Annotated in this window: 26 protein-coding genes; 11 read left to right on the top strand and 15 right to left on the bottom strand. The window is 68.3% G+C overall.

Annotated features, from left to right (window positions below; all coding sequences use genetic code 11):
* Positions 1 to 49 precede the first annotated feature (49 nt).
* Positions 50 to 841 carry an SDR family NAD(P)-dependent oxidoreductase gene (locus tag ACKY0W_RS02570; RefSeq protein ID WP_409436270.1) on the top strand — a complete coding sequence of 264 codons (792 nt, stop codon included), beginning with the start codon at positions 50 to 52 and terminating at the stop codon, positions 839 to 841.
* On the opposite strand, the gene ACKY0W_RS02565 is transcribed toward ACKY0W_RS02570, so the two are convergent.
* Positions 795 to 2,105 carry an Ig-like domain-containing protein gene (locus ACKY0W_RS02565; protein WP_409436269.1) on the bottom strand — a complete coding sequence of 437 codons (1,311 nt, stop codon included), beginning with the start codon at positions 2,103 to 2,105 and terminating at the stop codon, positions 795 to 797. The two genes, ACKY0W_RS02570 and ACKY0W_RS02565, sit on opposite strands and share 47 nt — an antisense overlap.
* Before the next feature lie 58 nt (positions 2,106 to 2,163).
* Positions 2,164 to 3,222: a UDP-N-acetylmuramate dehydrogenase gene (locus tag ACKY0W_RS02560; protein WP_409436268.1), complete on the bottom strand. Its 1,059-nt coding sequence runs from the start codon at positions 3,220 to 3,222 to the stop codon at positions 2,164 to 2,166.
* A 26-nt stretch (positions 3,223 to 3,248) separates the two neighbouring features.
* On the opposite strand from ACKY0W_RS02560, the gene ACKY0W_RS02555 reads away from it, so the two are divergent.
* The 4 genes from ACKY0W_RS02555 (at position 3,249) to ACKY0W_RS02540 (ending at position 6,436) form a co-directional block, all read left to right on the top strand.
* Entirely contained in the window at positions 3,249 to 3,770 is a 522-nt protein-coding gene (locus ACKY0W_RS02555; protein ID WP_409436267.1) for a DUF2505 domain-containing protein, read from the top strand.
* Between the two features lie 9 nt (positions 3,771 to 3,779).
* The gene (locus ACKY0W_RS02550; protein WP_409436266.1) at positions 3,780 to 4,598 is read left to right on the top strand and encodes a carbon-nitrogen hydrolase family protein; all 819 of its coding nucleotides are present in this window, start codon (positions 3,780 to 3,782) and stop codon (positions 4,596 to 4,598) included.
* 122 nt (positions 4,599 to 4,720) lie between these two features.
* Positions 4,721 to 5,659, top strand: a complete 939-nt coding sequence (locus ACKY0W_RS02545; RefSeq protein WP_409437621.1) for a DUF2993 domain-containing protein — start codon at positions 4,721 to 4,723, stop codon at positions 5,657 to 5,659.
* 9 nt (positions 5,660 to 5,668) lie between these two features.
* Positions 5,669 to 6,436 (top strand): DUF2993 domain-containing protein, encoded by a 768-nt coding sequence (locus tag ACKY0W_RS02540; RefSeq protein WP_409436265.1) that lies wholly within the window; start codon positions 5,669 to 5,671, stop codon positions 6,434 to 6,436.
* On the opposite strand, the gene ACKY0W_RS02535 is transcribed toward ACKY0W_RS02540, so the two are convergent.
* Complete coding sequence (locus ACKY0W_RS02535; protein WP_409436264.1) at positions 6,433 to 6,999, bottom strand: TetR/AcrR family transcriptional regulator; 567 nt, start codon at positions 6,997 to 6,999, stop codon at positions 6,433 to 6,435. The genes ACKY0W_RS02540 and ACKY0W_RS02535 overlap by 4 nt on opposite strands.
* A gap of 51 nt (positions 7,000 to 7,050) precedes the next feature.
* On the opposite strand from ACKY0W_RS02535, the gene ACKY0W_RS02530 reads away from it, so the two are divergent.
* Genes ACKY0W_RS02530 through ACKY0W_RS02515 form a run of 4 tightly spaced genes read left to right on the top strand, consistent with a single transcriptional unit; the run spans position 7,051 to position 9,508 of the window.
* Positions 7,051 to 7,746 carry a nitroreductase gene (locus ACKY0W_RS02530; protein WP_409436263.1) on the top strand — a complete coding sequence of 232 codons (696 nt, stop codon included), beginning with the start codon at positions 7,051 to 7,053 and terminating at the stop codon, positions 7,744 to 7,746.
* Between the two features lie 10 nt (positions 7,747 to 7,756).
* A complete protein-coding gene (locus ACKY0W_RS02525; protein WP_409436262.1) occupies positions 7,757 to 8,725 on the top strand; it encodes an NAD(P)H-dependent flavin oxidoreductase in 969 nt (322 codons plus the stop codon).
* Entirely contained in the window at positions 8,716 to 9,105 is a 390-nt protein-coding gene (locus ACKY0W_RS02520; protein ID WP_409436261.1) for a tautomerase family protein, read from the top strand. Before ACKY0W_RS02525 ends, ACKY0W_RS02520 begins: the two co-directional genes overlap by 10 nt.
* 28 nt (positions 9,106 to 9,133) lie before the next feature.
* Positions 9,134 to 9,508, top strand: a complete 375-nt coding sequence (locus tag ACKY0W_RS02515) for a group I truncated hemoglobin (RefSeq protein ID WP_409436260.1) — start codon at positions 9,134 to 9,136, stop codon at positions 9,506 to 9,508.
* A 23-nt stretch (positions 9,509 to 9,531) separates the two neighbouring features.
* Here the strand turns inward: ACKY0W_RS02515 and ACKY0W_RS02510 are convergent, their stop codons facing one another.
* From ACKY0W_RS02510 to ACKY0W_RS02475, 8 genes are all read right to left on the bottom strand, one after another.
* On the bottom strand, positions 9,532 to 10,023 hold the full coding sequence (locus tag ACKY0W_RS02510; protein ID WP_409436259.1) for a hypothetical protein: 492 nt from the start codon (positions 10,021 to 10,023) through the stop codon (positions 9,532 to 9,534).
* An 11-nt stretch (positions 10,024 to 10,034) separates the two neighbouring features.
* Positions 10,035 to 11,195, bottom strand: coding sequence for a DUF4226 domain-containing protein (locus ACKY0W_RS02505; RefSeq protein WP_409436258.1), 1,161 nt, complete (start codon positions 11,193 to 11,195; stop codon positions 10,035 to 10,037).
* 51 nt (positions 11,196 to 11,246) lie between these two features.
* Positions 11,247 to 11,930 carry a deoxyribose-phosphate aldolase gene (gene deoC, locus ACKY0W_RS02500; protein ID WP_409436257.1) on the bottom strand — a complete coding sequence of 228 codons (684 nt, stop codon included), beginning with the start codon at positions 11,928 to 11,930 and terminating at the stop codon, positions 11,247 to 11,249.
* Positions 11,930 to 12,337, bottom strand: a complete 408-nt coding sequence (locus ACKY0W_RS02495; RefSeq protein ID WP_409436256.1) for a DUF2599 domain-containing protein — start codon at positions 12,335 to 12,337, stop codon at positions 11,930 to 11,932. The genes deoC and ACKY0W_RS02495 overlap by 1 nt, the downstream gene beginning before the upstream one ends.
* Positions 12,338 to 12,341: 4 nt before the next feature.
* On the bottom strand, positions 12,342 to 12,623 hold the full coding sequence (locus ACKY0W_RS02490) for a DUF2516 family protein (RefSeq protein ID WP_067966687.1): 282 nt from the start codon (positions 12,621 to 12,623) through the stop codon (positions 12,342 to 12,344).
* Between the two features lie 43 nt (positions 12,624 to 12,666).
* Entirely contained in the window at positions 12,667 to 13,278 is a 612-nt protein-coding gene (locus ACKY0W_RS02485; RefSeq protein ID WP_406756463.1) for a heparin-binding hemagglutinin, read from the bottom strand.
* Positions 13,279 to 13,339: 61 nt separating this feature from the next.
* Positions 13,340 to 13,732 carry a helix-turn-helix domain-containing protein gene (locus ACKY0W_RS02480; RefSeq protein WP_409436255.1) on the bottom strand — a complete coding sequence of 131 codons (393 nt, stop codon included), beginning with the start codon at positions 13,730 to 13,732 and terminating at the stop codon, positions 13,340 to 13,342.
* Between the two features lie 87 nt (positions 13,733 to 13,819).
* The gene (locus tag ACKY0W_RS02475) at positions 13,820 to 15,154 is read right to left on the bottom strand and encodes a DUF445 domain-containing protein (RefSeq protein ID WP_409436254.1); all 1,335 of its coding nucleotides are present in this window, start codon (positions 15,152 to 15,154) and stop codon (positions 13,820 to 13,822) included.
* 104 nt (positions 15,155 to 15,258) lie between these two features.
* Here ACKY0W_RS02475 and ACKY0W_RS02470 point away from each other — a divergent pair, with 104 nt between their 5' ends.
* Positions 15,259 to 15,972, top strand: coding sequence for a TetR/AcrR family transcriptional regulator (locus ACKY0W_RS02470; RefSeq protein WP_409436253.1), 714 nt, complete (start codon positions 15,259 to 15,261; stop codon positions 15,970 to 15,972).
* Between the two features lie 159 nt (positions 15,973 to 16,131).
* Positions 16,132 to 16,578, top strand: coding sequence for a hypothetical protein (locus tag ACKY0W_RS02465; protein WP_409436252.1), 447 nt, complete (start codon positions 16,132 to 16,134; stop codon positions 16,576 to 16,578).
* A 4-nt stretch (positions 16,579 to 16,582) separates the two neighbouring features.
* On the opposite strand, the gene ACKY0W_RS02460 is transcribed toward ACKY0W_RS02465, so the two are convergent.
* The 4 genes from ACKY0W_RS02460 to ACKY0W_RS02445 all read right to left on the bottom strand — a co-directional run bounded on the left by ACKY0W_RS02460 (position 16,583) and on the right by ACKY0W_RS02445 (position 25,516).
* Entirely contained in the window at positions 16,583 to 17,437 is an 855-nt protein-coding gene (locus ACKY0W_RS02460) for a 3-hydroxybutyryl-CoA dehydrogenase (RefSeq protein WP_082105670.1), read from the bottom strand.
* Between the two features lie 204 nt (positions 17,438 to 17,641).
* On the bottom strand, positions 17,642 to 18,928 hold the full coding sequence (gene aceA / locus ACKY0W_RS02455; protein ID WP_409436251.1) for an isocitrate lyase: 1,287 nt from the start codon (positions 18,926 to 18,928) through the stop codon (positions 17,642 to 17,644).
* A gap of 282 nt (positions 18,929 to 19,210) precedes the next feature.
* A complete protein-coding gene (locus tag ACKY0W_RS02450; RefSeq protein WP_409436250.1) occupies positions 19,211 to 20,035 on the bottom strand; it encodes an acyl-ACP thioesterase domain-containing protein in 825 nt (274 codons plus the stop codon).
* A 93-nt stretch (positions 20,036 to 20,128) separates the two neighbouring features.
* The gene (locus ACKY0W_RS02445) at positions 20,129 to 25,516 is read right to left on the bottom strand and encodes a PGRS repeat-containing protein (RefSeq protein ID WP_409436249.1); all 5,388 of its coding nucleotides are present in this window, start codon (positions 25,514 to 25,516) and stop codon (positions 20,129 to 20,131) included.
* Positions 25,517 to 25,674: the final 158 nt, after the last annotated feature.

Below are 25,674 nucleotides of genomic sequence, written 5' to 3'. Positions count from 1 at the left end.
CACTGCGAGACATAGCTGAGAATCTATCACGATCACTAAGGTTGTGGCGATGACGACATCTGCGCGCGATCAGCGCATTGCCGTGGTCACCGGAGCCAGCTCAGGCATCGGCGAGGCGACCGCGAGAACTCTTGCCGGACAAGGTTTTCACGTCATCGTGGTGGCTCGTCGCGCCGATCGGCTCGCCGCACTGGCCAAGGAGATCGGCGGTACCGCGGTAGTGACGGATATCACTGACCCGGTCGCCGTCGGTGCACTGGCCGAGGCATGCGACCAGGTTGCCGGTTCGATCAATGTGCTGGTCAACAATGCCGGCGGCGCCAAAGGCCTGGCATCGGTGGAAGCGGCCGACCTTGAGCACTGGCGCTGGATGTGGGAGACCAACGTGCTGGGCACGCTGCACGTGACACGCGCGCTGCTGCCCAAACTGGTCGCCTCCGGTGACGGCCTGGTGATCACGGTGACCTCGATCGCGGCGTTCGAGATCTATGACGGGGGCGCCGGCTACACCTCGGCCAAACACGCCCAGAGCGCACTGCACCGGACGCTGCGCGGCGAACTGCTGGGAAAGCCGGTGCGGCTCACCGAGATCGCCCCCGGGATGGTGGACACCGAGTTCTCCCTGGTGCGTTTCGGCGGGGACCGGGAGCGGGCCGACGCCGTCTATTCCGGGCTGACCCCGCTCACGGCGGCCGACATCGCCGAGGTGATCGGGTTCGTGGCCTCCCGGCCGCCACACGTCGACCTCGACCAGATCGTCATCCGTCCCCGCGACCAGGCTTCTGCGACCCGGGCTAACCGCCGGGTGGCGGACTCGGATTCGGACTCGGACTCGTCGTAGTCGTGGGCGTGCCCGACAGTGTTGGCGCGTCGGTGGGAGTTGCCGGCGCGGTGCGGGGCAGCGAGGTCCGGGGTGGTTCGGAACTCGACAACGCCGACATCGAGACCCAGGTGTCCCAGTCCACCGCCCAGTCCCAGATATCCCCGTCGGCGTAGGACAGCTCGATCGAGCTGCCGGTCACTTCGACGGGGTCGCCGTAGATCGCGCTGTGGAAGTACTGCTCAGCGTCGTCTGTCGACAAGTTGATGCAGCCGTTGGTGACATTGGTGTTGCCCTGAGCGCCCGCACTGGCCGGGTTGGCGTGGATGAACTCGCCGTTGTTGGAGATGCGGACCGCCCAGCGCTCATGGATGTTGCTGTAGCCGGCGGCCGGGTTGGACATGTAGAAGTCCGCGTACTTCTCGCTCACCACGTGGATGCCGTTGCGGGTGACGTTGCGCGGCTTGTCGGCTTCCCCGTAACTGCAGGGGAAGTCCATGATCACGCCCTCGTCGCGGATCACCTGTATGCGGTGCGAAGAGACTTCGGCCCGCACCAGCTGACGCCGTCCGATAGAGAAGTCCAGCGACATGTCCTGTGCCCCGTAGGCGCCGTCGCCGAACGCCAGGCCGTACAGCTTGGCGCTGACATGGACAGTGGTTCCCGCCGGGAAATAGTCGCGGCTGCGCCAGTGCACCCGAGCGCCCTGCACTTCGTCGGGCAACCAAGCCCAACTGCCCTCCACTGGCGGCTCGGTGACGATGGTCAGCGCCCGCTCGACGGCAGCCTTGTCGGCGATCGGTCCGTCGAACTGCAGGATCACCGGCGCGGCGACCCCCACCGTCTGGCCATCGGCCAGCTGAAAGCCGCCGTCGATGACGGCGCGGGGGGCGACCGTGGCGATAGTGCCGCTGACCGGCATCGCGTTGCCGTCGTGGCCCACCACCGACCCGCTCCAGGTGTAGACGGAGTCATAGCCCAGCGGCTCGGCGACGGTGTAGCGCGTGCGCTCCCGGTTGAAGGTTCCGGTGAGCACCTTTCCCGCCGGGCTGGTCAGCGCCACCCGCTGAAACCAGCCGTCGCGAACCGTGACGGCGACGGCGGCGGTGGGCAGCACGTCGGCCACGGCTCCCTGTTTCAGGGCGGGCTCGAAGGTGAGGGCAGGCGCAGACGGAGGCACCTTCTCGGCGCCCTGCCCAGACCGGCCGAAGCATCCCGCCAGCGTGGTCGGCGCCACCACCCCGGCAGCCAGCGCCGCCAACGCACGTCGCCGGTTCAGGGTCACGGCATTCCAAGATACCGGCCGGGGTTCCTGACCACCTGCGACGTTGATTACACCGGATCTACAACGCACACCCGACGAGCACCGGCTCGGGATGCAAGGTGATGCCGAATGCCTCGTGCACCCCGTCCCGCACGACGCGAGCCAAGCCCACGATGTCGGCCGATGTGGCGCCGCCCCGATTGGTCAACGCCAACGCATGTTTCGTGGACAGTCGGGCCGTCGCCCCATCACCCGGATAGCCCTTGCCGAAACCGGACCGCTCCACCAGCCAACCGGCCGCCAATTTCACTCCGCCGGGGGCGTCCCAGTGCGGCACCGAGCCGCTCTCCCGATCAGCCAGGATACGGTAGATATCTTGCGGCACAACCGGATTGGTAAAGAACGAGCCCACACTCCAGGTATCGTGATCGCTCGCGTCGAGCACCATGCCCTTTGCCGCCCGTAGCGCGAGCACCGCGGCGCGGACCGCAGCCGGGTCGGCCCGCTCGCCGTCGGCGGCCTGCAGCGCAGCGGTCAGCTCGCCGTACCGCAACGGCGCGCTGCGCCCGCCCGCATCCAGTTCGAATTCCACCTCCAGCACCACCGCCGCTTCCGAGTGCTTGAGCACACTGGTGCGATAGCCCAGCCCCAACTCGGCCGCCGGTGTCCAGCGCACCTCGCCGGTGCGCCGATCCAGCAGCAAAACCCGGGTCAGGCGGTCGGCGACTTCCACACCGTAGGCCCCGACGTTCTGCACCGGAGTGGCGCCGGCCGAACCGGGAATGCCCGACAGGCACTCCAGCCCGCCCAGGTTCGCAGCGACCGCGTACGCGACGACGTCGTCCCAGACCGCGCCCGCTTCGACGCGCAGAAGATTGCCGTCGATGGTGATGCCGGCATTGGCCAGCACCACGGCGGTCAGGTCCTCGAGGTCGTCGGCGATCAGCACGTTGGAGCCGCCCGCCAGCAGCAGCGGGCGGTCACCGGCCGCACTGAGTTCGCCCAGCGTTGCCACGATCTGCTCGGTATCGGTGCACGTGATGACGCGTCGGGCGACCGGCCCCACCCGCAGGGTGGTCAACGGCGCCAGCGGCACCGCCTCAGCGACACGCGCGCCCGCGAACTCGGAACCCGCCACGGCCGGTAACGGTAGCGTGACCAGCTATGCCGCGTACATTCACGCTCTCCGAGCACTACTCGGCAACCGTCGAGCAGGTGTACGCCGTCTTCGCCGACGAGCACTACTGGCGGGCCCGGCTGGCCGACTCAGGAGCCGACGTCGTGGCGTTGGATTCGATGACCGTCGGCCCCGATGGCAGCGTCGACGTCGCCACCACGCAGGGCATTCACCGGGAGAAGTTGCCCGCGCTGGCGGCCCAGTTCCATCCCGGCAACCTGGACGTGGCACGGCACGAGACGTGGCGTCCGGTGCGCGACGGGAAGGCACGCGCCCAGGTGACCGGCAAGGTCGTCGGCGCACCTGCGAAGCTGTCCGGCGACGCGGTGCTGGCGCCGGCGGCCGGGGGTTGTGAGTTGCGACTGACCGCGACGGTACAGGTCGATATCCCGCTGGTGGGCGGCAAGATCGAAAGCTTCATCGGCGGGCAGCTGGCCGAATTGATGACCACCGAGCAGCGGTTCACCGCGACGTGGCTGGGCCAGGGCGGCGCAACACCGACGGAATAGGCTGGATCCATGCGGATTGCGTGTGCGCAGATACTCAGCGGCGCCGACCCTGCCGCGAATCTGCGACTGGTGACCGATTACACCCAGCGGGCCGCCGAGCAGGGGGCGTCGCTGGTGGTTTTCCCGGAGGCGGCGATGTGCCGTTTCGGGGTGCCGCTTGGACCGGTTGCCGAACGGCTCGACGGGCCATGGGCCACGCAGGTCCGCGAGGTCGCCGCGCGGGCTCAGATCACCGTGGTCGCGGGCATGTTCACCCCGGCCGATGATGGACGCGTCACCAACACGTTGTTGGCCGTCGGACCGGGAACCGACACGCACTATCACAAGATCCACCTGTACGACGCCTTCGGTTTCACCGAATCACGCACGGTGGCACCGGGATTCGAGCCGGTAGTGATCGATGTCGACGGAGTCGGCGTCGGACTAACGACCTGCTATGACATCCGGTTCCCGGCGCTGTACACCGAGCTGGCCGACCGCGGCGCGGAGCTGATCGTGGTCGGCGCCTCGTGGGGTGCCGGTCCGGGGAAACTGTCCCAGTGGGAGCTGTTGACCCGGGCCCGGGCGTTGGATTCGACCAGCTACGTCGTCGCGGTCGGGCAGGCCGACCCGGGCGGTCCGGCGGATTTCTCCGGCGCCCCGACCGGAGTGGGCCACAGCATGATCACCTCACCGTGGGGTGAGGTGATCGCCGAAGCCGGTGCCGCGCCGCAGCTATTGGTCAGCGATGTCGACCTCGACGCGGTCTCCGCCGCCCGCCGGACGCTGGCCGTGTTGGGCAATCGTGCGGCCTTCCTTCAGGTCGGTAGGGCAGAATCGCGCGGGTGAGCAATCCGCCCGGACCTCCCCAAGACGAGTCACCCTGGGCTCGCCCCACCGGCCAGCCCGAACCCCAAGGCGGCGCTACGCCGCCCCGTCCGCCGGAACCGTCCGCCTCGCCCACCCAGCAGATGCCGGCGGGCGGGCGTGAAGAGCCGACCACCCGGATTCCCGCGGCACCTGTACAACCTCCGGTGCCGCCGCAGGCCCCGGCCCCCGCGCAAGGCGCCGTGCCGCCGCCCACCGACCCGGTGCCGCAGCCGGCTCCGGCACCTGCCGGCGAGGCGCCCACCACCGTGATCGAAGCCCCGGCCGCCCCGTCGCGGTCGGCTTCGGTACTGCGTGACCCGCTGGCCCTGGTCCTGATTTTGGTGACAGTGATCGCGCTGGCGCTGGCCGGGTTGATCGGCGCCGAGCTGATCGCTCGCCGTATCGGCGACAGCAAGGTGGCCAAGGCAACCGAGTGCGTGGTGAACGACAAGGCGAGTGCCTCGTTCGGCGTGACACCGCCGTTCCTGTGGCAGCACATCACCGGCAACTACACCAACATCTCCATCCACACCGCGGGCAATCAGGTCAAAGACGCCAAGCAGATGACGGCCGACTTGAGCATCTCCGATGTCGATCTGCACGGCAGCGGCGACTCGCGGGGCACCATCGGTTCCCTGCAGGCGACGTTGACCTGGCCGTCGGCCGGCATCAAAGAGACCGTCCAGAACATGGTGCCGATCCTGGGCAACCTGGTCTCGGACCTCAAGACCAACGCGGCCGACGGCACCGTGGAGCTGCGGGGTGCATTCGGTCTGGCCACCGTTGTGGTCAAACCCGAAGTCGTCAACGGGGGCCTGTCCCTGCAGGTGCAGAAGCTGACCGGGCTGGGCGCCCTGACCCTGCCCCGCGAGTCGCTGCAGCCCGAGTTGGACAGGTTCGCCACGGAGCTGACGAAGCGTTATCCACTCGGTCTACGCGCCGACGGCATTGAGGTCACCGACACCGGCGTGGTGGCGCGGTTCTCCACTCGCAACGCCTCGATTCCGCGGACGGATGACCCCTGCTTCGCGCATCTGTAACCTTGCACAATGAGCGCACCCGGACCCACACATCGGTTTTCCGGCCTGCCGGCGATCATGCTGGCCTTGACCGCGGTGCTCGCAATAGCACTGGTAGGAATGCTCGGCGGTGAGCTTTACGCCCGCCACCGCGCGAACACCTTGGTGGCCGACGCCGTCCAATGCGAAGCGCAGGACAGCGCCACCGTGTCCTTCGGGACCACTCCCCCAGTGCTGGCCCAGTACTTCAACGGCGAGTACTCCCACATCTCGGTCAAGACCGCAGGCAACCAGATCCGGCAGGCCAAGGGCATGCAGCTCGACCTGGACATCCGCAACGTCAAGCTGAACAAGGGCGCGGGCGCATCAGACTCCAAGGGCACCATCGGGTCACTGGACGGCACCATCACCTGGCCGGCCGACGGCATCAAGCAGTCGATTCAAGACGTGGTCCCGATGATCGGCAGCATCGTCACCGGCAGTGTCACCGCCGATCCGGGTGCCGGCACCGTCCAACTCAAGGGCCTGCTCAACAAGGCGACCGTCAAGCCACAGCTGGTGAACAACGGGCTGTCGCTACAGGTGGTCGACCTGGAGGCGCTGGGCCATGATCTGGACACCGACACCGTGCAGCGCCGCCTCGATGAACTCACCGCGAAAGTGACGAATGATCTTCCGCTGGGCATCCACCTCGACAGCGTGCAAGTCACCGATTCCGGTGTGGTGGTGAAATTCTCGACCCAGAATGCCGCCATCGAGCAGGGGTCGTCGTCGAGTCAGTGCTTCGACTCGCTCTAAGTACCGCCGATCCGGCGTAACAGGCCGACTGCCCCGCGGGCCGCGGAGGCGAACGCGTCAGGATCGTTGCGGGCGCGGGCAAGGACATAGCCGCCCTCCACGACGGCCACAACCATCGCACCGAGGTCCTTGGCATCGATGTCGGCCGGAACATCTCCGTCGGATTGCCCCTGGGCGATGACCTGCGTAAGTCGGGCACACATCCACCGAAACATCTCATCGACTTCGGCCCGCAACGCCGGCGACTCGATCACATGCGGATCTTGCGCAATCCTGCCGAATCGGCATCCTTTCAACACATCCCGACACTTGAGCAGATAGCGCTCGATACGGTCTACCGCCGTCCCGGGGATCGTCACGTCCGCCTCAATCAGGGCTCGCAACTCGGCACCGTTGACCCGAATGGCCTCGATGGCCAACGCCTCCTTGCCTTCGAAGTGGTGATACATGCTGCCCTGACCCACGCCGGCAGCGGTCAGGATGGCCTTAGGGCTGGTGGCGGTATAGCCGCGGGCCCAGAGCAACTCCCTAGTCGCCTCGACCAACTTTTCGCGGGTGTCCATGCCATGTATTGTACATACCAGTAGTTACAGTCTGCGGGAATCGAGGCAGCCATGCGTGTGCGCGAAGCGGTGACGGGACGACGTTCGGTGCGCGCATTCCTGCCCCGCCCCGTGTCGCTGCACCTTGTGGACGAGGTACTCGACGCCGCTAAGGCGGCACCATCGAACGCGAATTTTCAGCCTCAGTATGTCGACGTACTCAGCGGCCCGGCGCTTCAGCAGTTCACCGCAGCCATGACGCGGCGCTTTCATGCCCGCACCGAGACAGACGATGTCGAATACGACATCTTCCCCAGACACGGCGCGTGGCCAGATCGACGTTTTGCACTGGGCGCCAAAGTCTATGGCGCATGGGGCGTCGAACGCGGTGACACCGGGGGCCGGCGTCGATTCCTCGAGAAGAACCTGCGGTTCTTCGACGCACCGATCGGCCTCATCTTGTCGCTAGATCGTGAGAGCGGCCCCTTTCAGTGGGCTGATCTGGGTATATACCTGCAAACGATCATGCTGCTACTGCGTGACGCGGGCCTCGACAGTTGCGCGCAAGCTAATTGGGCCGAATACGCGCCCACCGTCGCAGCACTGTTGGACTGGCCCGGCAACCGAAGCCTGTACTGCGGGGTATCGGTCGGGTACGCCGATGCCGGGCATCCGGTGAACAAGTTCCCTCGAAGCAGAGAGCCCGTCTCTGGCTATGTCCGATTCCACGGAGTCACTCGACCACTGATAGAGCAACGACAGCCATAGGAGGCACGCCGTGCGCACGACACCACTCACCACGATGTTCGGAATCGATCACCCCGTCGTGTTGGCCCCCATGTCGGGTGCCGCCGGCGGCGAGTTGGCCAAGGCCGTTTCACAAGCCGGCGGCCTGGGCATTGTGACCGCGGGCTACGGCGGGATTGATGGGTTACAACGAGAACTGGCTCTCACCAACGGCGCTTCAGTGGGAATCGGCTTCATCACGTGGACACTGCGGTCCGATGCGGCGTTGCTGGACGCAGCGCTGGCACACCGGCCCGCGGCGGTGTGGCTTTCCTATGCCGACCCCGTTCCGTTCATAGCTACGATTCACGCGGCGCAGACTCCGGCCATCTGCCAGGTGCAGACACTGCGTCAGGCGCGCGACGCACTCGAGGCCGGTGCCGACGTCCTGGTTGCTCAGGGCACCGAGGCCGGCGGCCACGGCGGTAACCGCCGCTCTACCTTCACGCTGGTTCCCGAAGTGGTCGACCTCGCCGCCGGCAGCGGCGTGCCCGTGCTCGCAGCGGGCGGAGTGGCCGACGGGCGGGGGTTGGCCGCCGCCCTGGCATTGGGTGCCGATGGGGTAGTCGTCGGCAGCCGGTTCGTCGCCAGTAGAGAGTCCCTCGTCTCCGATGCGGCACGCGAACTCGTCCTAGCCACCGATGGCGACCACACGGTCCGCACACGGGTGTACGACGTGGCGCGAGAACTCGCGTGGCCGACCGAGTACACCGGTCGACTCGTCCGCAATGGTTTCATCGATACCTGGCACGGCAAGGAGGACTCCCTTGCCGCTGAAATGCCGGAACTGCGCGACAGCTTCAAAGATGCAGTGGCAGAAGACGATTTCAGTATCGCCAGTGTGCACATCGGAGAATCCGTAGGCCTGATCCACAGCGTACGTACGGCCGGGGAAATCGTGCTCGGCATCGTCACCGAGGCCGAGCAGATATTGAGCCGGGGGGCAGGAACATGCCGCTGATTCGATTCGATCTTCTCCAGGGCCGCAGTGATCAAGAGATCTCGGCACTGCTCGACGCCGCTCACCGCGCCGTGGTCTCGGCCTTCGAGGTACCCGAGCGTGATCGCTATCAGATCGTGCAAGAACACCAGCCCGGGCGACTCATCGTGCAGGACACCGGCCTCGGAATCGACCGCACCGACAAGGTCGTCGTCGTCACTGTCGTCAGCCGTCCGCGCAGCCAAGTGGCAAAGCTGGCGTTCTATGCGGATTTGGTTCGAGAGCTGCATGAACATGCCGGCGTCGATCCGGCGGACGTCGTGGTATCGATCGTGGAGAACTCCGACGCGGACTGGAGCTTCGGGTATGGACGCGCGCAGTTCGTCACCGCAGAGTTGTGAATGCGGTCCAGCAGCTAGGAGCAGAGCAATGAACGACAACGCCGACACTCTTTACGATCGGCTCGGCGGCCGCGACGGAATCGCCGCGCTATCCAGGGACATACTGCGTCTGCATCACGCAAACCCCGTTCTGAATCGGCGCTACAGCCATGCCAAGAGAAGCGACGCTGAGTTGGAGCGTCTTCTGACGGAACTCCTGTGCTCGGCGGCCGGGGGCCGTGAGGTCTATACCGGCATGTCGATGGCCGAGGCTCATCGGGGTATGAACATTCATCCTGACGAGTTCATGGAAGCCCTCGACGACATCCTCACTGCGTTGGAAGAAAACGGCGTCAGTCGCCGGGACAGGGACACCCTCCTGGGAATCGGCTATGCGCTGAAGCCCGACATCATCGGGATCTGACTGGCGTTCTGGTAGCCGCGGACTCAGATGCGCGTGAGGCGGAAATACCCGTAGAGATGGGCGTCAGTGCCTGTTGCGGCCGTCACCGGGGTGCGGTTGAATCCCGCGACCAGGATCAGGTCGTCGTTGAACCAACGCCGAAGCCCGCCGTTGTGTCCGTACACGCTGTATTCGATGGCGAAGTCGGTAGAGAAACCGTCCGCCGTCAGCGCGTAGCCGGACGGCGCGAGGTCCGGCCCGACGAAGTGCCGCAACGCATCCCACACGAGTGGGCCCCCGGAAGCGAGAAACCGTTCGTCGGCCACCCGGTAGCCGGGCGATATGCCGTCGGCGAATTCGCGCAACTGCTTCTCGGCGCCGACGTGATCGGGCACCGATGTGACGGGAATGTCGGCGCTCTGGGCGTACACCCGAATGTCACCCAGCGCGGGGGGCGCAGCACTTCGGTACTGCCAGAAGGCATATCCGGCAAGGACCGTGACGGCTCCCACGACCACCGCTGCGCTTATCACCATCGCCCTTGCCTTCATCCGAGTGAACCGATGTTGACGCCCGACATCGGGTGCGTACCGAGGGGTCCGGGCAGCCCGGACCCGATCAGGTCGCCGAGCCGGACGGTGACCAGCGCATCGGGGGTGTCGATCGGCGTGCCGATATTGGTTTCCCACGGGTTCCGCAGCGTCACCATGGCGTCGCTGCCCGTACCGCTGATGCCTTCGACCACATACACATGGCTCTGTGCCAGCGGTGCTCCCTCGGGCGTCGTCGAGATCGTGACGGGCTGATGATCGGCCAATGCCCCGGAAATCGCTTGGTCGATATGCTGATTGGTGAACCAGACGGCCTCCGGATTGATGACGGTGCCGCGGTTGCCGGTCAGCGCCTCCAACGCATCCTTGGCATAGCCGCCCTGCCCGATCCCCACGTCGTTGCCGAGGGCGTCGGCGAGATCCCGGTCCGGATATTTGAGTTTCGCGTACGCCGACTCCAACACAGTTGGCCACAGCGCCGCGTCGGGCCGGCCGTTGTCGAGCCAGCTTGCACCGTTGTGTTTGATGTCGGTGTCGATATCGGCCTGCATGACGCCGATGTGCTTCCACTCCTGCCCATCCCAGAGGGTGACGTCGAAAGTCCCCGTCTGGTCGTCGAATTGAATGCGGTCTTTGATCCACTGCGGGTTGGCGTTAGCAATGGCGCCCATGGTGGCGTCCAGATAGCAGTCCCCGACGCTGTCCTGCTTCACGTCCGCGGCGCTCGGGTCATGAGGGTAGAGATCTTTGTCGGTCCACCGGTGTTGGCCGCCGAGCGTATCGATCGGGGGCCCAAGGGGCGGAGCGTCGCCCATCGGATACCGCAGCGACTGCAGCATCGCTGTCCTGCGCGTGCTGTCGACGGAAACCTCGTCCACCACCCGGTGGATCTGCCTGGCCTTGGTTGCCAGGAAGGCCTGGAACTGCCGAGCACCCGCGGGGGTGTCCAAGCCCAGTACGCCTTGTCGGGCCAGGACGTCGCTGATCTCGACCTCAATGGCGTCCAGGCGCCGGCGCCCCCACGCCGCCTTTCGGCAGGCTCCACCCAGCGCCTCGGCGAAAGTCCGATCCACCTCGGCCGCGGTGGCGAGCCGCTGCACCAGATCCTGCTCGCGCACACGCGCGGCGTCGGCGAACGCACCACGCACATCGGGCATAGCCGCAAAGGCTATCGGCGGTCTGCCTGCTTGGGTAGTCACCCAGGCGCACTACCCCAGGCCGTCGAGCACCGCCCGCGTGCCGGACAACCCCAGCCGAGTCGCCCCGGCATCGATCATGGCCAGCGCGTCCGCCGCTGTGCGGATACCGCCGCTGGCCTTGACCCCCAACCGGCCGCCGACCGTGTCGGCCATCAGCGACACCGCGTGCACGCTTGCCCCGCCGGACGGATGGAATCCGGTGGAGGTCTTCACGAAATCCGCTCCGGCGTCTTCGGCGGCCCGGCAGGCAGCGATCAGAGCCACGTCGCCGGCGAATTCCAGCAGCGCGGCGGATTCGACGATCACCTTGAGCACCGCCTGGGGCACCGCGGCGCGCACGGTCGCGATGTCGGCGCCCACCGCGGCAAAATCACCTGCCAGTGCCGCACCGACGTCGATGACCATGTCGATCTCGGCCGCCCCGTCCGCGGCGGCCAGTGCCGCCTCCTGGGCTTTGACCACCGGCAGATGCTTGCCGGACGGGAAGCCGGCAACCGCGGCGATCGGGACGCCGGAGGGGTTGGCCCCAGCCGCTATGGCCACCGTCGATGGCGATACGCAGACCGCCGCGACACCGAGTTCGGCGGCTTCGGCGACGACGGCCGCGACCTGGGCCGCGGTGGCTTCGGGTTTGAGCAGGGTGTGGTCGACCAGTTTGGCTACCTGGTTGCGGTCCCATCGGGTGGTGGGCATCAGAAAGCCTCCTCGGCGGCACCCGGATTGCATCCGGATTCGAGCATGGTCGCGCCGTCGACGACAGGGCGCCACGGCTCTAGATTCCAGCTGGTCTTGCCGGGTCGGGCGAACTCGGCATAGCTGAAGTGGCAGAGGAATTGGTCGCGCATGCCGGGGGTATCGGCATCGGGAGCGCTGGCGAGCACCTCTCGCCAAGCCTGTTCACCCGCGGCGTCGGTGTCGAGCCGCAGCGCCGCCGCCCGCGCAGCGGGGGTCGGGTACACCCGCAGGCTCGACTGGCCGTCGTAGCTGACCCACTCGGTGTGGTCGACATAGCCGAACATCCCGGTCTCGGCGGTTGCCGGCACCGCACTCAGCACCGCGGCCGCGGCACCCAAGGCGGCAAGGACGAACGCACGCGGCATGGGGCTAGTGGGACTTGCCTTGGACCTCAAGGAGTCGGGGCCGCACGTCCACCAGGTAGACCCCGGCCGCGCAGGCCGCGATCGCCATCCCCATCACCTGCAACACCAATGCCAGCAGCCCGCACACCCCGAGGATCACCAGCCAGACCGGCTTGGTGAGCTTGTCGGCGGCGGTATAAGCGTCGGAACGTTGCATCGCCGCGTGGACGAAGGCGTACACCGACGTCGCGAAGACGGCGATCTGCAAAACGCCAAGGACGGTACCCACCAGGTTCGCAGCGATCACGCTGCAAGCCTAGGCGGGCACCGTCCCGGGCGTCGAACTGCGACTACTTCTGGGTGACCTTCTTGGCCGGAGCCTTCTTGGCAGCCGGAGCCTTCTTAGCCGGAGCCTTCTTAGCCGGGGCCTTCTTGGCGGCCGGAGCCTTCTTGGCCGGGGCGGGCGCGGGTTCGTCCTTCTTGGGCAGCTCGATGCCGACCAGCTTGGCGGCGCGCTCGCCGACCTCGCGGGTCTGCGACGCGACGTTGCCCAGCACCTCCTGGGTCAGCTCGACGGCCTGGTCGACGTAGCCCTCCACCTGCGCCGAGGCGTCGTCCAGACCGGACTGGCTGCGCAGCCGCACCAGGGCGGCCTCACCGCGCGCCACCAGGTCGTTGTACCGGTCGCTGGCAGCCTCCACGTAGCCCTCGGCGGCCTTGCGCAGCTCGTCGGCGGTGAAGCGCTCCCGCAGCTCGGCGAGCTGCTCGGGCAGCTCTTCCTGCAGCTTGTTCAGGCGAGCGCGGCTCTCCTCGACCCGGGTGCTGGCGTCTTCGCGGGCTTCGCCGGCGCGATCGCGCAGGTTGGCGACGAGGTCGTTCACGGTGGCCAGCGCCAGGTCGGCGGCGCCGAGCGCGGCGAGCAGGGGGGCCTTCAGTTCTTCGATGGTCGGGTTCTCGGCCATGTCGGGTTCCTTTCGGGTTGAAATCGTGCGTAGGTAATTCGGTCAGGAGAACGACAGAGGATCAGTCAGCTGGCGTCTCCTCACCGTCGGCTTCGTTCTGCTGGACGAAGGAGGTGTAGATGTCGAGCAGAACCTGCTTTTGCCGTTCCGTGATCGCTGCATCGCCAATGACGGCGTCACGGACCTCGCTCTTCTCGCTCGGCTCCAAAATTCCCGCCCGGACGTAGAGCACCTCGGCGGAAACCCTTAGGGCCTTGGCGATCTGGTTGAGGACGTCAGCGGAAGGCTTGCGCAGTCCACGTTCGATCTGGCTCAGATACGGGTTGCTGACGCCGGCCTTGTCGGCCAGCTGGCGCATGGACACCTGCGCGGCTTCGCGCTGGGACCGGATGAAACTACCGATATCCGCCGCAGCCGTGGAGACCACTGCGGTGAGCTTGTCATCCTGCGACACCGGTGACCCCTTTCGTGGACTGGCGACTGCTGACACGTGCCACGATACGGCCCAGTGCTAACTTTTGCAAGCACTTGCTAGCGCAGGTCAGAACATAAGTTGAGCTATGGCGTAGATCGCCAGGCCGGCCAACGCGCCGACCACGGTCCCGTTGATCCGGATGAACTGCAAGTCCCGCCCCACGTGCAGTTCGATGCGCCGGCTCGCCTCGGCGGCATCCCAGCGCTCGATGGTCTCGGTGATGATCGCGGTGATCTCCACCCCGTAATGGCCCACCAGGTGTTGCGCCGCCCGCACGATCCAATTGTCGACCTTGTCGCGCAGTTCGGCCTTGTCGCGCAACGACTCTCCGACCTGAACCACCGTCGAGGCCACCCGGGTCCGCAGCGCGCTGGACGGATCGTCGACACCCTCGAGCACCAGCCGCTTGAGCGTCCGCCAGGCCGTCGCCGCGGCATTGGCGACCTCCTCGCGGGCCATCAACTGCTCCTTGACCGCATCGGCCTTCGCGATGGTCGCCTGGTCGTGCTGCAGATCGTCGGCGAACTCGAACAGAAACCGGGTCGCACTGCGCCGCAATTCGTGATCAGGATTACGGCGCACCTTGTCGGTGAAGTCCATCAATTCACGGTGGATGCGGTCCCCGACGAGGTGGTCGACGAACCGCGGCGACCAGGTCGGCGAGTCGCGCTCCACCACCCGCTGGATGACTTCACCGGCGTTGAGCGACCACTGGAAGGCCCGGTCGGCCAGCAGCTGGATCAGCGCCTCCTGCCGGTTCTCCGCCAGTAGGGAGCCCAGCACCCGGCCGACCGGCGGACCCCAGTGCGGCTCGGCGATGCGCTGCACGATCATCCGGTCGATCACCTCCTGGACGTCGTCGTCGCGCAGCATCTCGATCAGGACCCGCAGCACGGTCGCGGTCTCGGCGGCCACCCGCTCGGCATGCGCCGGCTCCGAGAGCCACTTACCCACCCGGCCGGCGACCTGCGCGTCACGCAGCTTGGTCTCGATCACCGGCGGCGACAGGAAGTTTTCCCGCACGAAGGTGCCCAACCCCTCCCCGAGCTGGTCCTTCTTGCGCTTGATGATCGCGGTGTGCGGGATAGGTATACCCAGCGGGTGCTTGAACAGTGCGGTGACCGCGAACCAGTCCGCCAGCGCACCCACCATGCCGGCCTCGGCGGCGGCGCCGACGTAGCCCACCCACGCGGGAGCCAGCCCGTCCGCCTGCGCCCACCGGCACAGGAGGAAGACCACAGTGGCGCCGAGCAGGAAGCTCAGCGCCACCACTTTCATCCGGCGCAGATCACGCAACCGAACCGCGTCCGCGCCCGGATCGGCGCCGGCGAACGACTCCGCCAACGACTGCACGGTTTGCGCGGCACCCGGCCAACTCGACTGGTTCTCTGGATGCACCACCCCACCATCATCCACTGTCGAGACCCCCGGTAACTGTTACCAGTCCACAAAGTTTGCTGTACGGGCCCGTATTATCTATAGCGTCTAGCGAATGGGAATCGGCAATGGTGGCAAATCAGCTCCGGACCGGTGCCGCCAAGACCGACGGTCGTAAGCGGCGTTGGCACCAGCACAAGGTCGAGCGCCGGAACGACCTGATCGACGGAACGATCGAGGCGATCCGGCGCCGCGGCCAGTACGTGAGCATGGATGAGATCGCCGCGGAGATCGGCGTGTCCAAGACGGTCTTGTACCGGTATTTCGTCGACAAGAACGACCTCACCACCGCGGTGATGATGCGCTTCACGCAGACCACGCTGATCCCGAATATGACCAAGGCACTCTCGTCGAATCTGGACGGCTTCGACCTGACCCGCGAAATCATCCGGGTGTATGTCGACACCGTCGCCTCCGAGCCCGAGCCGTACCGGTTCGTGATGGCCAACAGCTCCGCGGCGAAGAGCAAGGTGATCGCCGACTCCGAGCGGATCATCGCCCGGATGCTCGCGGTGATGCTGCGGATCCGGATGAACCAGGCCGGGATGGACACCGGCGGTGTCGAGCCGTGGTCCTACATGATCGTCGGCGCTGTGCAGCTGGCCACCCACTCCTGGCTGCTGGGCCCGCGGATGACCGCTGACGAGTTGATCGACTACCTGACCATGTTCGCCTGGAGCGCGTTGTACGGCATCGTCGAGGTAGGCGGGTCACTGGAGAAGTTCAACGCCGGCCCGCACCCGTCGCCCGTGCTGCCCTGGCGACGAACGGCCGAGGCGTAGGCGCGGTCTGCCCGCTGACCTTGCCTCGCCATGAGGCACCGTCAATTACCAGGGAAATCCCTGTATCTCTCCGGGACCGAAGCTCCTACCGTCGCAAGCGGGTCGTCTGAACCGACCAGTTGTGACGCGATGCCCTATGCGGAAGGCAGGTGCCTCACCATGGCCACAACGGACTACCGACTGGCCGCCAGGGCGGTCTTGTCGGCACTGATCGCTGCCGGAGCATTCATCAGCTGTCCGCCCCTGGCCAGCGCGGACGACCCGGAACAGCCGCCCGGGCAAGGGCAGGATGCCTGCGCCAGCGGCGACCAGGGCCAACAACCGCAGGACCCGCAGGCGTGCGGCCCCGGTATCGCCAATCGGGCCATCGGCGAGGCCCAGAACGCCGCCGACCAGGCAGCCCGCGCCGCCGGCCAGAACGGTCAGAACAACCCGCCCGGTGACCGGCCACCACAGGACCTGATCACCAACTCGGCCTGCGTCATCTTCAACGGGGTTCCCACGCTCATACCGCCGAGCGGCTTGACCCGCACCGCGTCGCCGTTCGACTCACCCATGGAGGGCAAGCCCTGCTGGTTCGCGTTCGGCGTGAGCCCCACGCACTAACGGATCAGTAGGTGTAGAAGCCCCGGCCGGACTTCTTGCCCAGCTGGCCGGCCTCGACCATGCGCAGCAGCAGCGGCGGCGCGGCGTAGAGCGGCTCCTTGAACTCCTCGTACATCTTGTCCGCGATCAGCTTCAGCGTGTCCAGGCCGACCAGGTCGGACAGCCGCAGCGGTCCCATCGGGTGCGACAGGCCGGCGACGATGGCCTTGTCGATGTCCTCGACGGTGGCGAATCCGGACTCGAGCATGCGGACCGCCGACAGCAGGTAGGGCACCAGCAGGGCGTTCACCACGAAGCCGGACCGGTCCGAGCAGCGCACCACCTGCTTGCCCAGCACCGCGCTGGCGAACTCCTCGGTGCGGTCGGCGGCGGCGGGGTCGGTGACCAGCGTGCTGACCAGCTCGACCAGCGGCAGCACCGGAACCGGGTTGAAGAAGTGCAGACCCAGCACCCGCTGCGGGTTCGCCGTGGCGGCGGCGATCTTCATGATCGGGATGGACGAGGTGTTCGACGCGAGCACGGCGTCCGGGTCGGTGATCACCCGGTCCAGCTCGGCGAAGATCTTCGACTTGACGGTGTCGTCTTCGATGACGGCCTCGATGACCAGCTGGCGATCCGCCAGGTCGCCCAGGTCGGTGGTGAAGGTCAGGTTCGCGAGCGCGTCGTCGCGCTCGCGTTCGGTGATCTTGCCCGCGCTCACGCCGCGCTCCAGCGACTTGACGATCCGGTTTCTGCCCGCGGTGACCAGTGCGTCAGTGGTCTCGAAGACCTTCACCCCAACGCCGGCACGCGCAGACACTTCGGCGATTCCGGCGCCCATCTGCCCGGCTCCGATGACACCTACTCGTTGGATCGACACGGTCTCCCTTTCAGTCAACGGCAGCAACAGGCCCCGCCCAGGCTGGCTGGGCGGGGCCTGTGCTGTCAACTCCCCCGCGGCGCAATCCGACTTCCACCGCGGGAAACCTCTTCCCTGGCTTCCTTGGCGCGAGCGTGCGTGTCTGTACGTCGACACGCCGTGTCAGGGCGTACAACTGCGCACGCTCGCGGCAAGGTCAGTGGCCTAGTGGAACTGGCCCTCTTCGGTCGAGCCGGCCAGTGCCGTGGTCGACGAGGTCGGGTCCACGGTGGTGGCGATCCGGTCGAAGTAGCCGGCACCGACCTCGCGCTGGTGCTTGGTGGCGGTGTAGCCCCGCTCCTCGGCGGCGAACTCGCGCTCCTGCAGCTCGACATAGGCGCTCATCTGCTTGCGGGCGTAGCCGTGGGCCAGATCGAACATCGAGTAGTTCAGGGCGTGGAAGCCGGCCAGGGTGATGAACTGGAACTTGAAGCCCATGGCGCCCAGCTCGTTCTGGAACTTGGCGATGGTCGCGTCGTCCAGGTGCTGCTTCCAGTTGAACGACGGCGAGCAGTTGTAGGCCAGCATCTGGTCCGGGAACTCAGACTTGACGCCCTCGGCGAACTTGCGGGCCAGCTCCAGGTCCGGAGTACCGGTCTCCATCCAGATCAGGTCGGCGTACGGGGCGTAGGCCTTGGCGCGGGCGATGCAGGGCTCCAGGCCGTTCTTGGTGTAGAAGAAGCCTTCCTTCGTGCGCTCGCCGGTGATGAACGGCTGGTCCCGCTCGTCCACGTCGGAGGTGATCAGGGTGGCGGCCTCGGCGTCGGTCCGGGCGATCACCACGGTGGGCACGTCGGCGACGTCAGCGGCCAGACGGGCCGAGGTCAGGGTGCGGATGTGCTGCTGGGTGGGGATCAGCACCTTGCCGCCCAGGTGGCCACACTTCTTCTCCGAGGCCAACTGGTCCTCCCAGTGCGAACCCGCGACACCGGCGGCGATCATCGCCTTCTGCAGCTCGTAGACGTTGAGCGCGCCACCGAAGCCGGCCTCGCCGTCGGCCACGATCGGGGCCAGCCAGTTGTCCACCGAGGTGTCGCCCTCGACCTTGGCGATCTCGTCGGCGCGCAGCAGCGCGTTGTTGATCCGGCGCACCACCTGCGGCACCGAGTTGGCCGGGTAGAGGCTCTGGTCGGGGTAGGTGTGGCCGGACAGGTTGGCGTCACCGGCGACCTGCCACCCGGACAGGTAGATGGCCTTCAGGCCGGCCCGAACCTGCTGGACGGCCATGTTGCCGGTCAGCGCACCCAGGGCGTTGATGTAGTCCAAGTCGTGCAGCTGCTCCCACAGCACCTCGGCGCCACGACGGGCCAGGGTGTGCTCCTCGACGACGTGGCCCTGGAGCGCGACGACATCCTCGGCGGTGTAGGTGCGGCTGACACCCTTCCAACGCGGGTTGTGGTCCCAGTCGTGCTGGATCTGCTCCGGGCTCTTCGGCGTACCAACGGTCGACATGGCGGCTCCTTCGTGTTCGCGCGATCGCCGGGCCGCTTATCGGACTTGCCAACACCCCGACGGATTCACTGGTGTGTTAACAAGACATTGACACACCACATCAGCCCAGGTCCACCGGATTTCATTGCCAAGTTTGGCCAAACAGTACGAACGTTATGCGAAGTTTGCGAAGAATAGCGAGGAGGCCCTGTCGCGACACCGGCCGAAAAAGCTACCGGCCGGTAACATATCCACACAGGTCAACGCATGTTTCAGCAGTACGCCCGTACTGACTAGAACGTGTTACAGCGGGAAGATCGCGACGAGGGCTTTGACCTCTTCGCCCACCAGGTATGTGAGCGTTCTAACAGTGCGATCGACCAAGTCGGGCCCGAACCTGTCGGTCGATCCAGCCGGGTGAACGTGGGAGACGATCTCTAGTTTGTCGCCCAGCGCGATGGCCGCGTCGTGTTCCAGCGTGACCCGCAGCGGCGCCGCGAGCAGCTCGGGATAACTCGACAGGTAGTCCTCGACCACGCTCCAGTACACCGAGTTGTTCATGTGGTCGAACAGGTCGATGTCGGTGACCCGGATCGGGTACTCGTGGATCTCGTCCGCGTCCTCACGGCCACCGGCCTTCAAGTAGGCCTTCCAGCGCAGCCGGTCGACGGTGGTGGTGCGCATCAGCGCGGCCAGGAAATCGTCCGACATCCGCGCCGGCCCCTGGGTCTCCCGGTTGATGTTGATCCAGAACGATTCGGCCTCGACCAAGCCACCCTTGCGTTTCCCGTCGATCCGCACGCGCATCTCACACCAGCGGTTGGAGGCGCCCGAGCACCAGCGGCGCACCCGCAATAGGTCCTGGAACTCGATAGGGCGGATCAGGTCCATCATGGTGCGCCGGACGATCCACAGGGGGTGGGTGGCCTCATATCCCATCTGGCGCAACTGGTCTTGGCCGATGTCCTGGATATGCCGGGCGGCCGCGTCCATCCGCAGGCGGCCCAGCCGGTCGATGTCGGCGACCCGCAGCGGCCACTGCCGGTCGAACACGTCGGGATGTGGGTCGGGCACCGGCATCAAAACCTTGGCCAGGCCGGTCGGCTGTGTTCTCGGTTCGCCTGTCATGGTCCGCGCTCCCTGTCGTCCACCCAGCGAAATCATGCCAAATGGCGGCCACCATCCGGACCGGAGTCCGGATGGTGGCCGCCGTTGTGGGCGCTACGGATTGTTCTGGCCGTTACCCCCCGTGGTTCCGGGGGTGCCGTCGGGCTGGCCGGCGGTGCCGTCGTCAGCGTCCCCGCCGGTCGCACCATTGGTGCCGGTGCCGCCGGTGCCACCGGTGCCACCGGATCCGTCACCGTTCGGGCCTACCACGCCACCGGCGCCGCCCGCACCGCCGGTGCCACCGACGCCGATCGAGACGGGGCCGGTGCCGACGCCCACCCCGATACCACCGGCGCCACCGGTTCCGCCAGCACCGCCGATCACGCCGGCACCATCGGCATCACCACCGGCACCGCCGGAACCGCCGGCGCCGCCGTGGCCGAAGACGATGGTGGTATCCGGGTTCCCCTGGTGGTTGCCGGCACCGCCACCGCCGCCACCGCCGCCACCACCACCGTGGCCGCCGTTGGTACCGGTGCCACCGGCACCGCCAGATCCGCCGGTGCCGCCGATGCCGGTGGAGTAGGTGCCGCCACCGCCGCCGTTACCGCCGTCGCCGCCGGCGCCATTGACGCCGCCGAGGCCGCCGTCACCACCGGCGCCACCATTGCCCAGGTTGCTGTCCACGCTATTGCCGGCGGCGTTGGTGCCGCCGCCGGCGCCGCCGTTGCCGCCGTCGCCGCCGTTACCGCCCTCGCCGGCCCCGTTGCCGCCGACCCCGCCGACCCCGCCGTCTCGGCCGGCGACGATACCGTTGCTGTTCCCCGACATGCTGCCGCCCGCGCCGCCGTCGCCGCCGGAACCGCCGTCGCCGAGCGTGGTGGCATTGCCGCCGACACCGCCGGCACCGCCGACCTGCGAGATGGACACAATCGTGTAGACGATCTGCCCATCAACACGTCGGGCAGTGACCCGCGCGAACGCACCGTCGCCGCCCTTGCCGCCGTCGCCGCCGTTGGCCCGGTCACTGCCGGCCGCACCGGCCTGGCCGTCGGCGGCCTCCTGGCCTCCTTCGCCGGTGCCGCCGTGCCCGGCGGTGCCGGCCGCGCCGCCGTGCTGGCCGGCGGCGCCACCGTTACCGCCGTTGCCGGCCGGACCGTCGATCGTATTGGTGAGCGTAGGCCCGCCGGCGCCGTTGCCGCCGGTGCCGCCGTTGCCCGCGTCGCCACCGTTTCCGGCGTTGCCGCCGAGGCCGCCGGCTCCGTGGACGGCGTTGCCGCCGTTACCACCGACTCCGCCGGCACCGCCGTTACCGCCGGCACCGCCGTCCTGGCCGTTGCCGTTGGAACCTGCCGCCGCACTGGCCCCGGTACCGCCGTTGACGGTGCCGCCGTCGCCACCGTTACCGCCGTTACCGGCGTCACCCGATTCGGTGCCACCGGCCCCACCGCTACCACCGTTGCCGCCGATACCGCCGTCGACACCGTCGCCGCCGTTTCCGGATGCACCCTTACCGCCGTTGCCGCCATTGCCGCCGGTACCGATCCGACCGGCGTTGCCGCCGTCACCGCCGACACCACCGGCCTGCGCGGTCACGCTGCCATCGGGATTGGTGATGAGCTGACCGTCCAGACCCGCACCGCCGGCACCACCGTCGCCGCCGTCGCTGGCGTCCTTGCCGGTGCTGCCGTTGCCGGCGTGGCTGCCATCTCCGTTGGTGCCGCCCTGGCCGCCGCCCCCGGTGTCGCCGCGATCACCGCCGTCACCGCCCGTGCCACCGGAGACACTGCCGGTGCCACCGACGCCACCGTCACCGGCATTACCGCCGGTGCCGCCGGCCCCACCGGTGCCACCGTCACCGTTCGGGTCGGTGGCATCACCACCGGTGCCGCCGGTCCCGCCGTTTCCACCGTCACCGGCGTCGCCGCCGGCACCTCCGGTGCCGTTCGTCGCAGTACCGCCCGTACCGCCGCCACCGGCTGTCCCGCCACTGCCACCGGTACCGCCGAAGCCACCGTTGGGACCGTCAGAGCCCGCCCCGCCATTACCGCCGTCACCGGAGTCGCCGCCGTGCCCGCCGGCACCGCCGTTGCCCGACGTGGTCCCGCCGGCACCACCGGTGCCACCCGCACCACCGGCTCCGCCGTCGGTGCCCGCGGTGCCGTTGCCGTCACCGTCGGTGCCACCGTCAGCCCCATCAGCACCCGTACCACCGTTACCACCGGTGCCGCCGTCACCGACCGACCCGGCGTCACCGCCCTGCCCGCCGGCACCGCCGGCCTGTCCGCCCTCGCCGGTCTGGCCGACCCCTTCGCCGCCGTTACCACCAGCGCCGCCGTCGCCGCCGGATCCGTTGTTGCCGGCCGCACCGTCGCTGCCCGGACCGTCGCTGCCCTTACCGCCGCCACCGGCACTACCGGCGTGGCCGATCTCACCACCGGTGCCACCGTCACCGCCGGCGCCGGCGGTGACGCCGTCACCGCCGCCGGCACCATCGCCACCGTTGCCCGCAGTGCCGGTGTTGCCGCCGTCCCCGGCGCCGCCGCCGATACCGCCGTTGCCGTTCGTCGAGGAGCCGCCGGTGCCGCCGGACCCACCGGATCCACCGGATCCGGCGTTGCCACCGTTGCCACCATCGGCGCCGGAGCCGTCGGCGGCGTCCTGGCCGTTACCGCCGTCACCGCCGCCGCCTCCAGTGCCGCCGTGCCCGCCGACGCCACCGTTGCCGTCGGTCGAGGCACCACCGGAACCGCCGCTACCACCGCTGCCGCCGTTGGTGCCGGTCGTTCCGTTGCCCTCGGGGTCGGTGACACCATCGGTGCCTTCCGCGCCGGAACCGCCGTCGCCGCCGACACCACCGTTACCGGTGGTCGCGGTTCCACCCGCACCGCCCGCGCCACCGTTCTGCGCCAGCGGCTCACCACCACCGCCGTCGATCACCTGCCCGTTGCCGCCGTTACCGCCGGCGCCACCGTCACTGCCCGCACCATCGGCACCCGTGCCGCCGGACTCACCCTTACCGGTCCCGCCGGCGCCACCACTGCCTGCCGAGCCCGCCGCGCCACCATCGGCTCCGGCACCGCCGGTGCCGCCGGAACCCGCGGTGTCCTCGGAGCCACCTCCGGCGCCGTCACCACCGGCACCGGCGTTGCCCGCGTTACCGCCGTCGCCGGCGTCACCGCCGGTACCACCGGTGCCGTCGGTGGAGGCACCGCCGCTACCGCCGGCACCGCCGTGGCCACCGGCACCGGCCCCGCCACCGTTGCCGCCGCTGTCGCCGCTGCCCGCGGTCGCGTCCTCGCCGGCACCACCGTCACCGCCGGTACCCCCGGTGCCGCCGTGACCACCGACGCCGCCGTTGCCGGTGGTGGCCGTACCCCCGGTACCGCCGGCACCACCGTTGCCGGCCACCGTGCCCGTCGTGCCGTCGCCCGTCTCCGGGTCGGTCACACCGTCGACACCGTTGGCGCCGGCACCGCCATCGCCGCCGACGCCGCCGTTGGCGCCGCCACCGGCTGCACCGCCCTCACCGCCGGCACCACCGTTCTGCGACAGCGGCACACCGTCGCCGTCGATCACCTGACCGCTGCCACCGTTCCCGCCGGCACCACCGTCGCTGTCGGCACCCACAGCACCCACACCACCGTCGGCGCCGTCGTTGCCACCGCCTCCGCCGGTACCCCCGGATCCGGCCGTACCGGCCGGACCGCCGACCGCGCCGACACCACCCTGGCCGCCGGATCCGGCGGTGTCTCCGGTCCCACCGCCAGCACCGTCGCCACCGGAGCCGGCCACACCGCCCGCACCCCCGGCGCCCGCGTCACCACCGGCGCCGCCATCGCCGTGTGTTGCCGAGCCGCCGGTGCCGCCGGCGGCGCCGGCGCCGCCCGCGCCGGCCGCACCGCCATTGCCGCCGTTGCCGCCGCTGCCCTCTTCGGCATCCGCTCCGGCACCACCGTTACCGCCGGCACCACCGGTGCCTGACGCCCCACCGGCGCCGCCGTTGCCCGAGACCGCCCCGCCCTTGCCGCCCGCACCACCACTGCCCGCGTCACCGCCGGCGCCACCCGCCGTGCCGTTGCCGTCGGGGTCGGTGCCACCGTCGGAGCCCTGGGCGCCGTTGCCTCCAGCACCGCCGACACCACCATTGCCGTGCGAACCACCGTCGCCGCCCGCACCGCCCTTGCCACCCGATCCGCCGGTGCCGGTCTCCAGCGTCCCGACGCCCTGACCACCCGCCCCGCCGGCACCACCATTGCCGGTCGCACCCGACGGCGCCGCGCCGTCGGCACCGGGCTGTGCGGCATTGCCCCAGACCGAGGCCATGAACTTGTCGCCACCGGCGCCACCGCTGCCGGCCACCCCGATGTCACCGCCCTTGCCGCCGGCGCCACCGTCGCCACCGAACAGACCGTCGCCGCCCAGGCCACCGGCACCACCATCACCGGCCGCACCCGCAGCACCGCCCACACCACCGTTGCCGCCGGCCCCGAAATGCCCGCCGGCCCCGCCGACACCGGCGTTGCCGCCGACACCACCATTGCCGCCGATACCACCGGCAGCACCGTCACCGCCGATGCCCTCGGGGTCATCCGCGCCATTACCACCCAGGCCACCGACACCGCCCGCACCGCCGGCACCGCCCGCGCCACCGACACCACCGATACCGACCACGAACCCGGCCCGGCCACCGGCACCACCGTTGCCGCCCTGTCCACCGTTGCCGCCGGCCATGCCGGCAGTGCCGCCCGCCCCGGCGGTGGCACCGTTGTCACCGCTACCACCGGCCGCGCCCTGTGCACCGGCACCACCGGCGCCGCCGACCCCACCGAAGCCGAACAGCATCCCAGCCGCCCCACCGACGCCACCGTTGCCGCCGGCGACCGCCAGATCCGTCGAAGCCCCACCGGCGCCACCGGTTCCGCCATCACCGAACAGCCAGCCACCGGTTCCACCGGCGCCGCCATCGGCACCGGCAAACCCAACACCACCGGTGCCGCCGTTGCCGAACCAACCCGCATCCCCACCGACACCACCAACGCCGGCGTTGACGTCGGCCGAACCGGCCGCACCGGTGCCGCCGTCACCGAATAGGAACCCGCCGTCGCCGGCATCGCCGAACAGCCCCGACGAACCCAAGATCGAGTCATTGGTCCCGATGAAGCCGTCGACGCCGTTGCCGATCAGATCCCGGCCGAACAACTCCACGAACGGCGTATTGATCAGCTCAAGCAACTGCGCGTTCTGCGTGATGAAGTCCTGCCCCATGTCATACAGCGGCAGATAGAAATTGTCGTGGTAGAAGCTCGCCACCGCCAGGTCGAACTGCTCGAACATGTCGGTCAGCGAGCCGCCGTCCGCGCCGCCCGGCACGTCCGCGAAGTCACTCCAGAAGCCCGGGTCCAGCAGATCGAAGCTGTCGGCGTGCGCTACCGGCCCGGTCGTCAGCGGCGTCATCCCCAAGGCCAGGAAGGCCGTCAACGCACTTCCGGCGCCGGTCACACGGCAGAAGCGAGTTCCTCGCCCAGCCTTCTGCGATCCTGTCCGGCGGTAACCCTGACGACGACTCATGGCTGGCGTCTCCTCACGATTCTGTGAATTTTTCACGATCCTATTTAGTAACACTGATCAGATACACGGTTTCTGAAAATCCTTTATTA

Origin of the sequence: Mycobacterium sp. SMC-14, assembly GCF_046250075.1 — a bacterium.
Lineage (GTDB): Bacteria > Actinomycetota > Actinomycetes > Mycobacteriales > Mycobacteriaceae > Mycobacterium.
The sequence above is the reverse complement of the archived record's forward strand: the minus strand, read 5'-3'. Positions and strand labels throughout refer to the sequence as shown.

What these genes read in the sequence shown, in the direction of transcription:
- ACKY0W_RS02570 (WP_409436270.1), top strand. Translation starts at nt 50, where the DNA reads ATGACGACATCTGCGCGCGATCAGCGCATTGCCGTGGTCACCGGAGCC.
- ACKY0W_RS02555 (WP_409436267.1), top strand. Translation starts at nt 3,249, where the DNA reads ATGCCGCGTACATTCACGCTCTCCGAGCACTACTCGGCAACCGTCGAG.
- ACKY0W_RS02550 (WP_409436266.1), top strand. Translation starts at nt 3,780, where the DNA reads ATGCGGATTGCGTGTGCGCAGATACTCAGCGGCGCCGACCCTGCCGCG.
- ACKY0W_RS02545 (WP_409437621.1), top strand. Translation starts at nt 4,721, where the DNA reads ATGCCGGCGGGCGGGCGTGAAGAGCCGACCACCCGGATTCCCGCGGCA.
- ACKY0W_RS02540 (WP_409436265.1), top strand. Translation starts at nt 5,669, where the DNA reads ATGAGCGCACCCGGACCCACACATCGGTTTTCCGGCCTGCCGGCGATC.
- ACKY0W_RS02535 (WP_409436264.1), bottom strand. Translation starts at nt 6,999, where the DNA reads ATGGACACCCGCGAAAAGTTGGTCGAGGCGACTAGGGAGTTGCTCTGG.
- ACKY0W_RS02530 (WP_409436263.1), top strand. Translation starts at nt 7,051, where the DNA reads ATGCGTGTGCGCGAAGCGGTGACGGGACGACGTTCGGTGCGCGCATTC.
- ACKY0W_RS02520 (WP_409436261.1), top strand. Translation starts at nt 8,716, where the DNA reads ATGCCGCTGATTCGATTCGATCTTCTCCAGGGCCGCAGTGATCAAGAG.
- ACKY0W_RS02515 (WP_409436260.1), top strand. Translation starts at nt 9,134, where the DNA reads ATGAACGACAACGCCGACACTCTTTACGATCGGCTCGGCGGCCGCGAC.
- ACKY0W_RS02510 (WP_409436259.1), bottom strand. Translation starts at nt 10,023, where the DNA reads ATGGTGATAAGCGCAGCGGTGGTCGTGGGAGCCGTCACGGTCCTTGCC.
- ACKY0W_RS02505 (WP_409436258.1), bottom strand. Translation starts at nt 11,195, where the DNA reads ATGCCCGATGTGCGTGGTGCGTTCGCCGACGCCGCGCGTGTGCGCGAG.
- deoC (WP_409436257.1), bottom strand. Translation starts at nt 11,930, where the DNA reads ATGCCCACCACCCGATGGGACCGCAACCAGGTAGCCAAACTGGTCGAC.
- ACKY0W_RS02495 (WP_409436256.1), bottom strand. Translation starts at nt 12,337, where the DNA reads ATGCCGCGTGCGTTCGTCCTTGCCGCCTTGGGTGCCGCGGCCGCGGTG.
- ACKY0W_RS02485 (WP_406756463.1), bottom strand. Translation starts at nt 13,278, where the DNA reads ATGGCCGAGAACCCGACCATCGAAGAACTGAAGGCCCCCCTGCTCGCC.
- ACKY0W_RS02470 (WP_409436253.1), top strand. Translation starts at nt 15,259, where the DNA reads ATGGTGGCAAATCAGCTCCGGACCGGTGCCGCCAAGACCGACGGTCGT.
- ACKY0W_RS02465 (WP_409436252.1), top strand. Translation starts at nt 16,132, where the DNA reads ATGGCCACAACGGACTACCGACTGGCCGCCAGGGCGGTCTTGTCGGCA.
- aceA (WP_409436251.1), bottom strand. Translation starts at nt 18,928, where the DNA reads ATGTCGACCGTTGGTACGCCGAAGAGCCCGGAGCAGATCCAGCACGAC.
- ACKY0W_RS02450 (WP_409436250.1), bottom strand. Translation starts at nt 20,035, where the DNA reads ATGACAGGCGAACCGAGAACACAGCCGACCGGCCTGGCCAAGGTTTTG.